Source organism: Desulfopila aestuarii DSM 18488 (genome assembly GCF_900143695.1).
In the GTDB taxonomy this organism is placed as follows: Bacteria; Desulfobacterota; Desulfobulbia; order Desulfobulbales; family Desulfocapsaceae; genus Desulfopila; species Desulfopila aestuarii.
In genome coordinates, this window is record NZ_FRFE01000003.1 from 216,206 (window position 1) to 229,746 (window position 13,541).

Annotated in this window: 12 protein-coding genes; 2 read left to right on the forward strand and 10 right to left on the reverse strand. The window is 51.4% G+C overall.

Going from position 1 to position 13,541, the window contains the following annotated elements; translation table 11 throughout:
* Positions 1-59: 59 nt before the first annotated feature.
* Entirely contained in the window at positions 60-1,148 is a 1,089-nt protein-coding gene (locus tag BUF15_RS04490; protein ID WP_073612253.1) for an LptF/LptG family permease, read from the forward strand.
* A 32-nt stretch (positions 1,149-1,180) separates the two neighbouring features.
* On the forward strand, positions 1,181-2,008 hold the full coding sequence (locus BUF15_RS04495) for a DUF362 domain-containing protein (protein WP_073612254.1): 828 nt from the start codon (positions 1,181-1,183) through the stop codon (positions 2,006-2,008).
* Positions 2,009-2,078: 70 nt separating this feature from the next.
* On the opposite strand, the gene BUF15_RS04500 is transcribed toward BUF15_RS04495, so the two are convergent.
* The 10 genes from BUF15_RS04500 to BUF15_RS04545 form a co-directional block, all read right to left on the reverse strand.
* Positions 2,079-2,819, reverse strand: coding sequence for an FKBP-type peptidyl-prolyl cis-trans isomerase (locus BUF15_RS04500; RefSeq protein ID WP_073612255.1), 741 nt, complete (start codon positions 2,817-2,819; stop codon positions 2,079-2,081).
* Positions 2,820-3,076: 257 nt separating this feature from the next.
* On the reverse strand, positions 3,077-3,526 hold the full coding sequence (locus BUF15_RS04505) for a Smr/MutS family protein (RefSeq protein ID WP_073612256.1): 450 nt from the start codon (positions 3,524-3,526) through the stop codon (positions 3,077-3,079).
* Positions 3,527-3,581: 55 nt separating this feature from the next.
* Complete coding sequence (locus BUF15_RS04510) at positions 3,582-5,762, reverse strand: RelA/SpoT family protein (protein ID WP_084553481.1); 2,181 nt, start codon at positions 5,760-5,762, stop codon at positions 3,582-3,584.
* Positions 5,763-5,780: 18 nt separating this feature from the next.
* Positions 5,781-7,496: a proline--tRNA ligase gene (locus BUF15_RS04515; protein WP_073612257.1), complete on the reverse strand. Its 1,716-nt coding sequence runs from the start codon at positions 7,494-7,496 to the stop codon at positions 5,781-5,783.
* Positions 7,497-7,721: 225 nt separating this feature from the next.
* The gene (gene ispG / locus BUF15_RS04520) at positions 7,722-8,795 is read right to left on the reverse strand and encodes a flavodoxin-dependent (E)-4-hydroxy-3-methylbut-2-enyl-diphosphate synthase (protein ID WP_073612258.1); all 1,074 of its coding nucleotides are present in this window, start codon (positions 8,793-8,795) and stop codon (positions 7,722-7,724) included.
* Between the two features lie 50 nt (positions 8,796-8,845).
* The gene (gene tsaB, locus BUF15_RS04525; RefSeq protein ID WP_073612259.1) at positions 8,846-9,571 is read right to left on the reverse strand and encodes a tRNA (adenosine(37)-N6)-threonylcarbamoyltransferase complex dimerization subunit type 1 TsaB; all 726 of its coding nucleotides are present in this window, start codon (positions 9,569-9,571) and stop codon (positions 8,846-8,848) included.
* Positions 9,571-10,644, reverse strand: coding sequence for an RIP metalloprotease RseP (rseP, locus tag BUF15_RS04530; protein WP_073612260.1), 1,074 nt, complete (start codon positions 10,642-10,644; stop codon positions 9,571-9,573). Before rseP ends, tsaB begins: the two co-directional genes overlap by 1 nt.
* Positions 10,645-10,710: 66 nt before the next feature.
* Positions 10,711-11,877: a 1-deoxy-D-xylulose-5-phosphate reductoisomerase gene (locus BUF15_RS04535; protein ID WP_073612261.1), complete on the reverse strand. Its 1,167-nt coding sequence runs from the start codon at positions 11,875-11,877 to the stop codon at positions 10,711-10,713.
* Positions 11,874-12,683 carry a phosphatidate cytidylyltransferase gene (locus tag BUF15_RS04540; protein ID WP_073612262.1) on the reverse strand — a complete coding sequence of 270 codons (810 nt, stop codon included), beginning with the start codon at positions 12,681-12,683 and terminating at the stop codon, positions 11,874-11,876. The genes BUF15_RS04535 and BUF15_RS04540 overlap by 4 nt, the downstream gene beginning before the upstream one ends.
* Before the next feature lie 3 nt (positions 12,684-12,686).
* Positions 12,687-13,433, reverse strand: coding sequence for an isoprenyl transferase (locus BUF15_RS04545; RefSeq protein ID WP_073612263.1), 747 nt, complete (start codon positions 13,431-13,433; stop codon positions 12,687-12,689).
* Between the last annotated feature and the right edge of the window lie 108 nt (positions 13,434-13,541).

Sequence of the window (13,541 nt, forward strand, 5' to 3'; positions counted from 1 at the left end):
GTCACCTTAAACCCTAAAGACAACGTTACATCCTTCTTCCTATTCCATGTGGTTATTCTGTGAAGCTACTCGATAAATACCTGCTCAAACAGTTCGCCAGACACTACCTCACCGTCGCTTCGGGTTTTCTTGCCATTTACCTTCTGGTCGATTTTTTTGAAAAGATCGACAACTTCACCAGTAAAGGTAAATCGCTGGGGTTGGCCATGAAATTTTTCATGCTCAATATCCCGTTTATCATCGATCAGCTGAGCCCCATCCTGATCCTGCTGTCCGGAATCATCACTCTCGGCATCATCAACCACAGCAATGAGCTGAACGCCCTTAAGGCAGGCGGCATTCCGCTTGCCAAAATTGTCCGACCCCTGTTACTTGGAGGGCTTCTGCTTACCGGTGTTTTTTTTGGTGCGGCGCAATGGCTGCTCCCCTACACCGTACCTGCCGCAAGCGCCATCTGGGACCAACAGGTCAAGGGCAAGCTGCCGCTCGGCATTTATCGGAACGGTCGTTATTACTACAAAGGCGTTGAGGGGTTCTATTCTTTTGAACGCCGCGATCTTAAAAACCTGCAATTCGAGAATTTCTCGTACTCTAAATGGGATACGGATTATAACACAAAAGCTCTTCTGACAGCAGAAAAAGCCCAGTGGGACGAAAAGCGGAAGATGTGGCTTTTCAGTGTGGTACAGATTCAGGAGCGTCAGGACAGCGGCAGATATCACATCGAGAATTTCGACCAGAGGGAGATGCAGCTTCCAGAAACGCCTATCGATTTCGTCGTTCCTGAAAACCAGACCGTCCAGCAGTCACTCACCGGCCTCTACAGGGAAATCGGCAAGAGCAAAAACGAGTACCAGACCAATAAGGCCTTGACCGATTTTCTCAGCCGCATCTCCTACCTGCTGCTGGGATTACCATTACTCATCCTCGGGCTGCCAACCCTACTCTACTGCTACCAGAAATGGGGACGTGATCTCTATATCGCCATCCCAGCCAGTTGTGGTATTGCCTTTCTCGCCTGGGGCATTTGGGGGGCTCTCCAATCACTTGCCGGTGCGGGGTATCTGCCACCACTTATCGCTGCCACAACCATTCATCTGGTATTTACCGTTGCTGGGCTCTGGCTGTTGAGAAAAGAAGACAAGTAATACACAACTGTTCTCCTGATTCAAAAAGCAATATGCACATCGGTCACGAAAAAGGAGTAGTCTACTCCACCACTATGGAGAGCTGGGATACAGCCGTAGATCGTCTGCTCGACGTCACCACTCTTCGAGCGCTACTGAAAGGCCAAGGCCATGTTCTCATCAAACCGAATCTGGTTGAAGCGATCGAACCGCCAGTGACAACACCAGTAGCACTGGTGGAAAAACTGATAAGCTGGCTAAAAACGGCCGCGCCCAAAGCTACAATTTTCGTCGGTGAAGGTACAGGCTCAATAGACTATTCCACCGCCCACTGCTTTGATAAGCTGGGCTATACCAGCATGGCCGCCCGATGTGGAGTGGAGCTGGTCGATTTGAACAGCCTGCCATCCATCAGGAAACGACTATCGGAATGTCACCGTTGGCCGGAAATGTATCTGCCTGAGTTGCTCGACGAAGTTTTTCTGCTGTCGGTACCGGTCTTGAAAGCACATTCCCTTGCCGGCGTCACCCTGACCATGAAGAACATGATGGGTTGTGCTCCACCAACCCATTACCAGAAGGGAGGCTGCTGGGGAAAATCGGCCTTTCATAGCCGCATTCAGGAGGCGGTCTTTGACCTCAACCGTTACCGCACCCCCGACTTCACCCTGCTTGATGCCACCATCGGCATGAGCAGGGCTCATCTCTGGGGGCCGCACTGTCAGCCGGCGGTAGGACTGCTGGCAGCATCAGCTGATCCGGTTGCAATCGACAGTTATGGTTGTAGCCTCTTAAAACGAAGCTGGCGGGATATCGGTCATATTGCCATGGCCGATGGTGTACTGGGATGTGCAGAGCCACTGCAGATCGTGAAACTCTGAAAATCGGATAAAAAAAAGCCCGAGGAAGCAGTTTGCTCCCCCGGGCTTTTGAATCTCATACAACAAATAGTTAGTTCTGGGGTGCAGCAGCTTCGGGAGCTGCAGCCGCCGTCTCGATTCCCAGCAACTCAACCTCGAAAACGAGAACGGAGTTGGGCTCGATTCGCGGCATAACACCCTGCTCACCATACGCAAGGTCGGCAGGAATAACCAGATTCACTTTAGAACCAACGGGGATCAGCTGAAGAGCCTCACTCCAACCTGGGATAACCTGATCTACACCAAAGGTGACCGGCTCGCCACGCGCGATTGAGCTGTCAAATTCGGTTCCGTCAATCAGGCTACCTGCATAATGGACCTTGACCTGATCGGAAGCCTTAGGAATAGCTCCCTCACCCTTGGTGACGAACTTATACTGAAGACCGGATGCTGTAACCACAACACCTTCCTTTTTCTTATTCTCCTCAAGAAATGCCAGCCCTGCGGTCTTATTCTTCTCTTTCATCTGCTCAAGCTCGGCAGCCTGTCGCGCCTGCAAACGTGCTCCGAACTCTTTCTGGACCATAACTATCTCTTCCTGGTTCATGGCCAGTTCGGCTCCTGCGTAACCGTCGGTAATACCATAAACCAGAGTCTCAAAATCTATTTCTTTACCAAGACCCTTGAAATATTTACCAACATCAGAACCCATCGCATAACTGAGTTTCTGCTCGAAAGTATCGAGCTTGGGTTTTTCCATTTTTTCCTCAGCCATGAGAAGACCGGGAACAACCACGAGACAAACAGCAAATAGCGCTACAATTCGCTTCATACGAAAGCTCCTTTTTAAATTGTTGTGTATGGCCACGCAATGTGAGGCTGTGGATCACTGGTTTCACGATAATCCAACGAGTGCACACATTCACGAAACCGTTGCCGGGAACGGCATATCAGAGCGTACTCTATACCCTATCCATCAATAAAAGACATCCGTTCAATCAAACAGGCATATAAAATCTCAAGAAATCTGCTGCGACCTCCACCTCTACAAACACGATCCTTCAACAGTGATATTCCCTTGAAGGCACTTTACATAATCACAAGGGTAATCCCTTTGTTGCCCCGATTAAGGTTGTTGTTTTTTTCAAGCTGAGGGTAGCGTTTGAGCAGATCACGAACGGGTCCGTTACGTCGGTAAAACTCTTCTCCCGCAATGACACCACCGAGTTCTCCGCGACTTTTCATATACTCAAGAACTTTGCGGCATTCTCTGCGGATGGCACCGCCCCGGCCGGTTGAGCCATAACCGTGAATAATGGTCAGCACCTGAATATCTCGTATTCGTGCTTCATGTACCGCCGCATGCAGCTGCTGCAATGCGGGCTCGACCAGCGGCATTCCGGCTTCAAGATTCACCGTACGATGAACGAACTTCTTGACCTTCTGCTCCTGATGATTTTCCTTCTGTTCACTGCCGCAAAATGTGCAGTTTTTTACACCGCGGCGTATCTCGTTGCCACAGATATGACAAAGGTTCATACCCTGCTACTCCGTTTTTGACGTAAAGCCCTCAACTGCAATCCCCTTGACGGCTTTAAACCCTGCGTACGGAGATGACATGCTCCATCTGACGGAGATGCTGCAGGATGACCTGCAGATGTTCCAGATCCCGGACTTCCATAGTGATATTCAGATCGGCGGTATCATCCGGTGTAGTGTGCCCGGAAAGATCGACAATATTGGCATTGTCGGAACTAATGACGGCGCTGATTTCGGCAAAAATTCCCCTGCGGTTCTCAGAGCGAATGTGGATACTGACCTTGTAGTGCTTATCTTCAATTCCAGACCAGGAGACATCTATCCAGCGATGAGGGTCGGTGCTCTTTAAGTTGATGCAGTCCTGCTTGTGGATTGACACCCCACGTCCCTGGGTAATGAAACCAACAATGGGATCACCCGGCAGCGGGCTGCAGCAGCGGCTGATTTTTATCAGCATGCCGTCGACACCGGCAATGGATATACCACCCCGATTATCATCACCTTTTGCTGGCGGCTGCAACAATGTTGCCGCCAACTCCTCCGGGGTAACGTCGGCAGCTTTGGCCTCCTGCTCCTGCACAATTTCCGGAGGCTGCAACGCTCGTACCAGGGTCTGGACAGTGATAACCCCACTGCCAACCTTCACCAGCATATCTTCAAGAGAATTGCAGCGAAGTTCTTTCAACAGCAAACGAATATGGCCGCTCTTGATCATCTTCTTGAGCGTGGTGTCATGACTCTTGATCTCGCGCTCGCAGATCTCCCGACCAAGCTTTAAAGCCTTTTCCTTCTCGTCGCGCCTGAGCCAGGAACGAATTCTGGCCTTTGCCCTGCTGGTCTTTACCAGATCGAGCCAGCCACGACGCGGGGTCTGGGTGGGCGAGGTGATGATCTCGATAATATCGCCATTCTGCAACTGATACTTCAACTGCACCAGCCGGCCATTCACTTTGGCCCCGACACAATGGTCACCTACCTGGGTATGGATGGAGTAAGCAAAATCGATGGGGCAACTTCCTTGGGGAAACTCCTTGACGTCTCCGGCGGGGGTGAGTGCATAGACATCCGGATCGTAAAGTTCGCCTTTGACGCTGTCGAGGAATTCCCGTGGGTCCTCCACCTCCTGCAGGGACTTTACTAAATTCTTCAACTCCCTGAAGAGCCTGGCATCACGATCGCTGACCTGCTGGCCTTCTTTGTAAGCCCAGTGTGCGGCAACACCTTCCTGGGCAACCCGGTCCATCTGATCGGTCCGGATCTGGATCTCGATAAAGTGCTCGCGCGGCCCCACCACCGTGGTGTGCATCGACTGGTAGTTATTGGCTTTGGGGACCGAGATAAAATCCTTTATCCGCCCAGGAACAGGAGACCAGTTGGCGTGGATCGTTCCCAACGCTTCATAGCACTCTTTGACCGTCTCCACAATAATCCGGAAGGCAACCTTATCGTAGACCCGTTCAAGAGGAATGTTCTGGGCGATCAGCTTTTTGTAGATGGAATAGATATGCTTGGGCCGGCCAATGATGCGGATGGGAGAAATACCAGATTCTGCCAGCTTCTTATGCAGGATAGTTATGACCTCATCGACATATTCCTGCCGCTCCTGAAGAGAACTTTCCAAGCGGGTATTAATGTCGTTATATTCCTCCGGATAGAGATATCTAAAGGAATGATCCTCAAGCTCCCGCTTCAACCAGTCGATACCAAGACGGCTGGCTAACGGCGCATAAAGATCCATAGTCTCGAGGGCAATGTCATGCTGCGTTTCACGATCAGCCCGATCAAGCGACAGCATGTCCTGAAGCCGGTCGATGAGTTTCAGCAGCAGCACCCGGATATCCGCGGCAATAGCCAGCAGCATTTTCCGGACGTTTTCCGCCTGGTTGACCAGCTTGCTGTTGTACTGAACCTTATTAATCTTGGAGGATCCTGCCACGATTGCTGCCACGCCCGGGCCGAATTCACGCTTCAAATCCTCCAGCTCAACACCTTCCTTTAACACCCCGTGCAGCAACCCGGCCAGCACGGTATCGAAATCCAGGTGCATGGAGGCAAGCGTCGAGGCGACCTCCAGCAGATGAATCAAATACGGCTCGCCGGAGTAGTGGGTCTTGCCACTGTGAACCCGGGTGACAACCTCCCACGCCTTGTCGATAGGGGAAAGATCGACTCCGTGCAGATAATTGCCGGTGAGGACCTTCAGGCCCCGCGGATTAAGCATCGATGAATAAGGCATGGCACAAACAGCGTTGTGTTACGAACGCGCAAGCTCCTCGTTAATCCTCGATTTGAGCAGCGCCACGATAGCATCGGGCCCGGCCTCTTCGGTAAATCCATCACGGCGACGTCTGATCTCCATCGTCCCGTTCTTGGTAAACGATTTGCCAACCGTTACCCTAAACGGCATGCCAAGCAGATCTGCATCCTTGAACTTGGAACCTGGCCGCTCATCACGATCGTCCAGCAACACGTCAAAACCAGCCTCCTGAAGCTCACGGTAGAGTTTCTCGGAAGCCTCAGTCATAACACCGTCATTGACCCCAAGGTTCAAGACCACTACCTGGAAGGGGGCCAGCGGCACCGGAAAGATGATACCGTTATCGTCATGATTTTGCTCGATGGCTGCCGCCACCACCCGGCTGACGCCGATACCGTAGCAGCCCATGACAAAGGGTTTTTCCTGACCTTCACTGTCCTGGAATACCGCTTTCATCGACTCGGAATAGGAGGTACCGAGCTTAAACACATGGCCGACCTCGATTCCTTCGGTGAGTTCAAGTTTGCCACCACATTGCGGACAAGGATCCTCGGTAGTTATCTGCCGGAGGTCGGCAACGGCCTCCACCTCGAAGTCACGGCCAAGATTTACGTTTTTCAGGTGATAGTTCTTCTCGTTGGCTCCGACCACGAAGTTACGCATGGTGGCGACTTCCTGATCAGCAACCACCCGGATCGGGATGTTGACCGGTCCGAGATAGCCGGTGGGCACACCAGTAGCATCAAAAACCGCCTTGTCTTCTGCCAGTTCAACATCTGCAACACCGAGCAGATTCTTCAGCTTTACGTCTTCTACTTCACGGTCACCACGCAGCAGAACCGCCACAGGCTTGCCATCTGCAAGATAGACCATGGTCTTGACCAGCTGGGAAGGTGCGATCCCCATAAATTCACAAACCGCATCAACTTTACGTTTACCGGGGGTTTCGACCTTTTCAAGGTCTGCCAGTGGTTCGGTATTGTCGATCTCCGCAATCTTGACAACAGCCTTTTCCATATTGGCGGCATATTCGCAATCACCGCAGACCACGATAGTATCCTCACCGGTCTTAGCCAATACCATGAATTCATGAGAGAAGCTGCCGCCAATGGCACCTGAATCAGCCTGCACGGCACGGAACTTCAAGCCGCAACGGCTGAAAATGCGTTTGTAGGCATCATACATTTTACGATAGGCGACCTCGGCTCCGGCATCATCGACGTCAAAGGAGTATGCATCCTTCATCAGGAATTCACGGCCACGCATCAAACCAAAACGGGGACGAATTTCGTCCCGGAATTTGGTCTGGATCTGGTAAAGATTAATAGGTAGATCTCTATAGGAATGGAGCTCACGCCGAACGATATCGGTGATAACCTCTTCATGGGTCGGTCCAAGACACGATTCCCGCTCGTGCCGGTCATGAAAACGGAGCAGTTCCGGACCATATTTGTCATATCGACCGGTCTCACGCCACAGATCCGCCGGCTGTACCATCGGCATCATCAATTCCTGAGCTCCGGCGCGGTTCATCTCCTCACGCACAATATTCTCCACCCGGCGAATGGCTGCAAGACCATAGGGCAGATATGTGTAGACACCTGAGGTGAGCTTACGCATAAAACCGGCCCGCAGCATCAGTCGGTGACTGACGACTTCGGCTTCGGCAGGATTTTCTTTTAATGTCGGCAACAGCATTTGTGTGTAGCGCATAGATGTTCCGTATCGATAATGTGTTAGTTCATGAAAACAGTACAATTATCCACCTGACAGCAGCGGATATATTCTCACGATGAGTAAAGCTCTGGAAAAAGATGTAACCAAAACCGTTAAGCGGTTTGAAAACAACCACAAAACAGTCCGGAGATACTCTTTACCAACCGCCGAGAAAAAAGGACAAAAAAGTTGTAGCAGAAATGTATCAGATTTTCAGGATTTTTACCCTTCCTCTTCCATTTTTTTCAATTCGGCCATGAAGGTCTCAAGTAACACATCCTCATTAACCTTCTTATAGATTTCGCCTTTTTTGAAGATAATACCCACGCCATTGCCGCCAGTCAGACCTATATCCGCTTCTTTGGCTTCACCGGGACCATTAACCACGCAGCCCATGACCGCAACTTTGATCGGTCGTTTCATGGTCTGTACGTAACGTTCCACCTCTTCGGCCAGCTTGAACAGGTCTATCCGGGTCCGGCCGCAGGTTGGACAGGAAATGAGTTCGGGCCCGCGTTCCCGGATTTTCAAGGAGCGAAGCAGTTCAAAACCAACACGAATCTCTTCAACGGGGTCTCTCGTTAAGGAAATCCGGAAAGTATCACCGATACCTTGACTAAGCAGTATGCCAAGCGCAACCGAAGATTTGACCGTGCCGGCAATGAGACCGCCAGCTTCGGTAACACCGAGATGCAGGGGATAGTCAGTCAGTGCCGATAGCTGGCGATACCCGCTGACAGTGGTCAGCACATCGGAAGATTTTATGGAGATTTTCATCTCGTGATAACCAAGCTTCTCGATCGCCTGGACATTTCTAAGCGCGCTTTCAATAAGCGCCTTCGGGTTCTCCGCTGAGGGATAGCCATGGGTTTTCAGGAGATCCTTCTCAATAGAACCACTGTTGACACCGACCCGAATAGGCACCTTATGGTGCTTGGCGGAATCGACCACCCGGGCAAGCTTTTCTTCCCCGCCAAGGTTGCCGGGATTGATTCGGATACCCTCGGCTCCGTTTTCCATTGAGCTGATGGCCAAGCGATAATCAAAATGGATGTCGGCGATAAGAGGAATGTGGATGGCGTCCCTGATGACCCGGATGGCCTTCGCCGCCTCCTCGTCCAGCACGGCTGAGCGGATGATCTCACAACCGGCCTCCTCAAGCCGCAAAATCTGTTCGATGGTTTTTTCAGTGTCCCGAGTATCGGTATTGGTCATGGACTGCACCGAAATGGGGCTATCGCCGCCTACGGCAACACTGCCAACCGCAATCTTTCTGGTCTTTCGTCGAATAATCATAGATCTCACGCCGGGCTGCCTTAAAACACTGGCTTTTCGTATATATACTGCTATTCTGCGGCAGGCATCTTGAGGTTGAGTTCCGCATCGGAAGCCCGCACATACAGGGGCACTGCCGATGCAATATCAAGTGGTTGGTTCTGCTGTTGCAACTCCCCGGCGAGAAGACCAAGTGTTGCAGCGGATGGGCTCCAATGGTGAACAGGGGCACACCGCATACGATCTCCAAGCTGATCCTGCCATAGCGTTTTATATGCAAAGAGTCCGTCTCCAACCATCATAACCGGCTCGGATATCTGTTCAGCGAGCTTGCCAGGTGCAAACACCGTAATATCCGACACTCGCCGGGGAATGGTGTTGTCATCGGCTCGGTAGAAGGCTGCATAGACCTCTTTTTTCCGGGCATCCAGAACAGAACAGATAAGACGGCTTCCACCGGTACAAGAAGCAGCAATGACATCAAGTGTCGAAACACCATAGAGTGGTTTACCAGCTGCTGTCGCAAGTCCCTTCACGGTTGCCATACCGATGCGGAGACCGGTAAAACTTCCCGGGCCCAGACCTATAGCAAAGCCCTGGATATTCCCTTTTGCTATGCCGCCATCATCAAGTAATCTCTCGATGGCCAACAACAAGCGACGGGAATGGGTTACACTACTGGATACGGAGAGCGAGGCCAACACCTTCCCCTCTACGAGATTACCGCAGACAAGCGCTACAGTGGAACACGGCGTGGCGGTATCTACTGCCAGTATGTAGTTTTCCTCACCAGCCATCAGTTGAACAACCGGAGAATATCGTTATAGAAGACAAAAACCATCAAGGTTCCAAGAAGCGCCATTCCCACCTGTTGGGCAATAATCTGGGCCCGTTCTTCCATCGGTTTTCTACGTACCGCTTCAATAGTAAGAAACATCAGATGGCCACCATCGAGCACTGGAACCGGTAACAGGTTGAGCACACCTAAGTTGACGCTTAACAACCCCATGAAATAGAGGAGGTTGACAAATCCCGCCTTCATCTGCTGGCCGGCAATCTGGGCAATGAGGATCGGTCCGCCAAGTTCGGAGGCAGGAATAACCTGCTGGATGATCTTCACAAAGCCGGTGACAGTCAACTCGATAAATCCCCAGGTCTGAAGCCCGGCGTTCTTCATGGCGCCTGAAAGGCCAGTAGGCACGTAACGCAGATCATCATAACGGACGATGCCAATCATGTACCGTTCGTCTACCTCTTCCCCGTAGATATTCTTGACCTTATCGATTTGGGGGGTGAGCTCAACAGGTATTTCCTGGTTATCGCGAAGCACCAGCATGGATATTTTTTTTCCACCGCTGTTTTTGACCCCTTCAAGAACATCCGACCAACCCTTGGTGGCCGTTCCGTTGATTTCGAGTATCACATCATTTGCTACCAGCCCACCAATTGCTGCCGGGGAATTGTCATTAACCTTTCCGATCCGGGTGGTATCCACCGACTCTGGAACACCCTGAATAAGAAAGAGAAAGAAGAACAACACCAAAGTAAAAAGGAAATTGAAAGCGGGACCGGCCAGAACAATACCGAATCGCTGGGCCACCGATTTGTGAGCAAAGGATACAGCCTTGTCGGCAGCCGGGACATCCTGTTCATCAGGATTTTCACCAAACATCTTGACGTAACCGCCAAGAGGCACAGCGGAAATTACATATTCAGTCTCACCCACGGTCTTGCCGCAGAGTCGCGGACCGAAGCCGAGTGAGAATTTCAGCACTCTCACTCCGAAAAGCTTGGCAAAAAGAAAGTGGCCAAGCTCGTGAACAAATATCAACAAACCAAGAACAAGGATAAAAGAAAATGCGCTATTCATAACTTCTCAAAACAGTTCCGGTCAAATCCGGTATGATTAAAGTGGGCACCATATCTAAAGAACCCATTAATTGCAGGAAAGTGTGGCGATACGCTCTTCGGCAACTTTGCGAGCCCTGGCATCCGCTGCCAGAATATCTTCCAGCGAATCCTCACTTCCCTCATGTACCCGTTCCAAGGTATCGGCAACGGTTTCTGCGATTTCTAAAAAGCGAATGCGACCGGCCAGAAAGGCGGCCACCGCCACTTCGTTGGCACCATTGAGCACCGCCGGTGCAACACCACCGCTGCGAATAGCAGAAAAGGCTAGGCCAAGGGCTGGGAAACACTCGTAATCCGGTGCATAGAACTCAAGATTCGAACACTGGGAAAGTTTGAGCGGACTCAGCTGCAGCGGCAGCCTTTTAGGGTACGACAGGGCATAGGCTATGGGGATTCGCATATCGGGAATCCCTAGCTGTGCCATAACCGATCCATCCTGATATTCGACGAGAGAATGGACCACAGACTGAGGATGAACCACAACCTCGATATCATCCACCGTCATATCAAAGAGCCACCTTGCCTCAATCACCTCCAGCCCCTTATTCATCAGTGTAGCTGAATCAATGGTGATTTTCGGTCCCATGGCCCAGTTGGGATGATTGAGCGCCTGTTCCCTGGTGACAGCCTTCAGCTCTTCTTTACGCTTTTTTCGAAACGGGCCGCCTGAAGCGGTAAGAATAATTTTGGCCACATCCTCGCGATGTCCCGCCTCGAGAGCCTGGAAAATTGCACTGTGTTCTGAGTCGACCGGCAGCAGCGCTACACCATTGCGCCGAGCCTCTGCCATCACGATCTTGCCGGCCATCACCAGCGTCTCTTTATTGGCCAGCCCCACAGGTTTGCCCGCACGTATGGCGGCAAGGGTCGGCAAAAGGCCCGCTGCACCAACAATAGCGGAAACCGTGACATCACATCCGGAAAACGAGGCAACCTCCTGGTTGCCGCCCGTACCGTGAACTATTTTGTCATGAAACTGAGCAGGAAGAGACTCGCGCAGTTGACGGGCCCCATTTTCGTCCATAACTGAGACGATTTCAGGCTGGAATTCAAGAACCTGTTCTTTCAGGCGGGCGATATTTCGGCCTGCGGCCATACTGGCAATGCGATACTTATCGGGGAACTGCCTGACGACCTCAAGGACATTCACGCCAATTGAACCGGTGGATCCCAGAAGTGCGATACGTTTCATTCCCCCCCCAGAAACAACAATAGATAATACAGAACAGGTGCGGCAAGCAGTAAGGAATCAATGCGATCCAGCACCCCACCGTGTCCGGCAAGCAGTGTGCCGGAATCCTTGGTGCCGGTTCCTCGTTTTATCACCGATTCAGTGAGATCACCCAGAATACCGACCCCTGTCAATATAACAGCAGCCATTCCGACAAACAGCCAGTCTACTTTTTCAAGCAGCAGCATAGCCGAAACAAAAGCGGCCGCAAGACCGCAAAGCAGTCCGCCCAGAGCACCCTCAACCGTTTTCTTTGGGCTAATGTTAGGGCAAAGTTTTCTCTTACCGAAGGTGGAACCGAAATAGTAAGCACCAGAATCCGAACCGGCAGTGACAGCTGTCAAGACGACCAACCAGCTTCCACCCTCAGGATATTGCCGAAGCAGTACCAGGTAGGAAGCAAGAACACCGACATACACCACCCCAAACACCATACGGGAAAAACGTTCATAGGTATTGTCAAAATGGGTATAGCAGCGGAGAAAGTAAAGGGTAACCAGGAAAAAGGCCGAAAAAAGGCCGATCTGCTGAGGGATATCGGTGGTTCCGGAAACGGGCAGGGTCAAAAGAACCGGCAGACAGATGGTACCAACCAGATAGAGCCTCGAAAAAAAAGCCAGCTTTGGCACCATGATCATCTTCAGATATTCGGCACCACCAATAGCAGTGATCACCAGCATGGCCAGATAAAACTGCAGGGTCGACCCTTTCACCAGAAGAACAACCCAACAAACAGCTAAAAGAATTCCAGGAAGTGTACGTTTCATGAATCACCTGCCAACAAGCTGGGCACTGGTTTTCCCAAAACGCCGTTCACGCTGTTGATAGTCGTATATCGCTTGAATATACTGCTCACGACGGAAATCTGGCCACATAACGTCCGTAAAGTAAATTTCCGAATACGATGCCTGCCAGAGCAGGAAATTGGAGAGTCGGGACTCACCGCCGGTCCTGATCAGCAGATCGGGATCAGGCTGGCCAGCGGTGTAGAGTTGTTGCTCGATATGATCGGCGGTGATCTCGTCCGGCCGAATTGTGCCTTTGACACAGAGAGCCGCAAGCTTTCGGGTTGCCTGGGTCAATTCGTCCCGTGCACCATAGCTGAGGGCAAGATTCAGGATAAGCTCAGAGTTCGTCGCCGTGGCATCTATAGCGCTTTGCAGCTGCCTCCGGGCCGACTCCGGTAATCGTTCAATGTCACCCACACAACGCAGTTGAATCCTGTTGGTCAACATCCTGGACAGTTCGGCAGAAAGGTAATTCTGTAGGATAGACATCAAGCCACTGACTTCCTGCTCGGGCCGTTTCCAGTTTTCGGAGGAAAAAGCGTAAAGCGTAAGGACTTTGATCCCAATTTCACGAGAGGTCTCTACAATATCCTGAACCGCTTGCGCACCGGCCTTATGGCCGAACAGCCGCGGTTGATTTCGCTTGGTGGCCCATCGACCGTTCCCGTCCATGATAATAGCAATATGGCGGGGTAGACGCTCAATGTCTATAACCGGTTCGGTGACCATGATTCTCCAAAGTTGCACAAATTACAGTGGCTGGACATAACCTTACACAACCAATAATTAAGCCTGGCAACTTGTCAGTCTACCAGGCTCGTCGTGAAATGTATAAAG

Coding starts and splice junctions, on each gene's coding strand:
- ispG (WP_073612258.1), bottom strand. CDS start 8,795: ATGATTATTCGACGAAAGACCAGAAAGATTGCGGTTGGCAGTGTTGCC.
- BUF15_RS04495 (WP_073612254.1), top strand. CDS start 1,181: ATGCACATCGGTCACGAAAAAGGAGTAGTCTACTCCACCACTATGGAG.
- BUF15_RS04510 (WP_084553481.1), bottom strand. CDS start 5,762: ATGCCTTATTCATCGATGCTTAATCCGCGGGGCCTGAAGGTCCTCACC.
- BUF15_RS04540 (WP_073612262.1), bottom strand. CDS start 12,683: ATGAAACGTACACTTCCTGGAATTCTTTTAGCTGTTTGTTGGGTTGTT.
- BUF15_RS04535 (WP_073612261.1), bottom strand. CDS start 11,877: ATGAAACGTATCGCACTTCTGGGATCCACCGGTTCAATTGGCGTGAAT.
- tsaB (WP_073612259.1), bottom strand. CDS start 9,571: ATGGCTGGTGAGGAAAACTACATACTGGCAGTAGATACCGCCACGCCG.
- BUF15_RS04505 (WP_073612256.1), bottom strand. CDS start 3,526: ATGAACCTTTGTCATATCTGTGGCAACGAGATACGCCGCGGTGTAAAA.
- rseP (WP_073612260.1), bottom strand. CDS start 10,644: ATGAATAGCGCATTTTCTTTTATCCTTGTTCTTGGTTTGTTGATATTT.
- BUF15_RS04545 (WP_073612263.1), bottom strand. CDS start 13,433: ATGGTCACCGAACCGGTTATAGACATTGAGCGTCTACCCCGCCATATT.
- BUF15_RS04515 (WP_073612257.1), bottom strand. CDS start 7,496: ATGCGCTACACACAAATGCTGTTGCCGACATTAAAAGAAAATCCTGCC.
- BUF15_RS04500 (WP_073612255.1), bottom strand. CDS start 2,819: ATGAAGCGAATTGTAGCGCTATTTGCTGTTTGTCTCGTGGTTGTTCCC.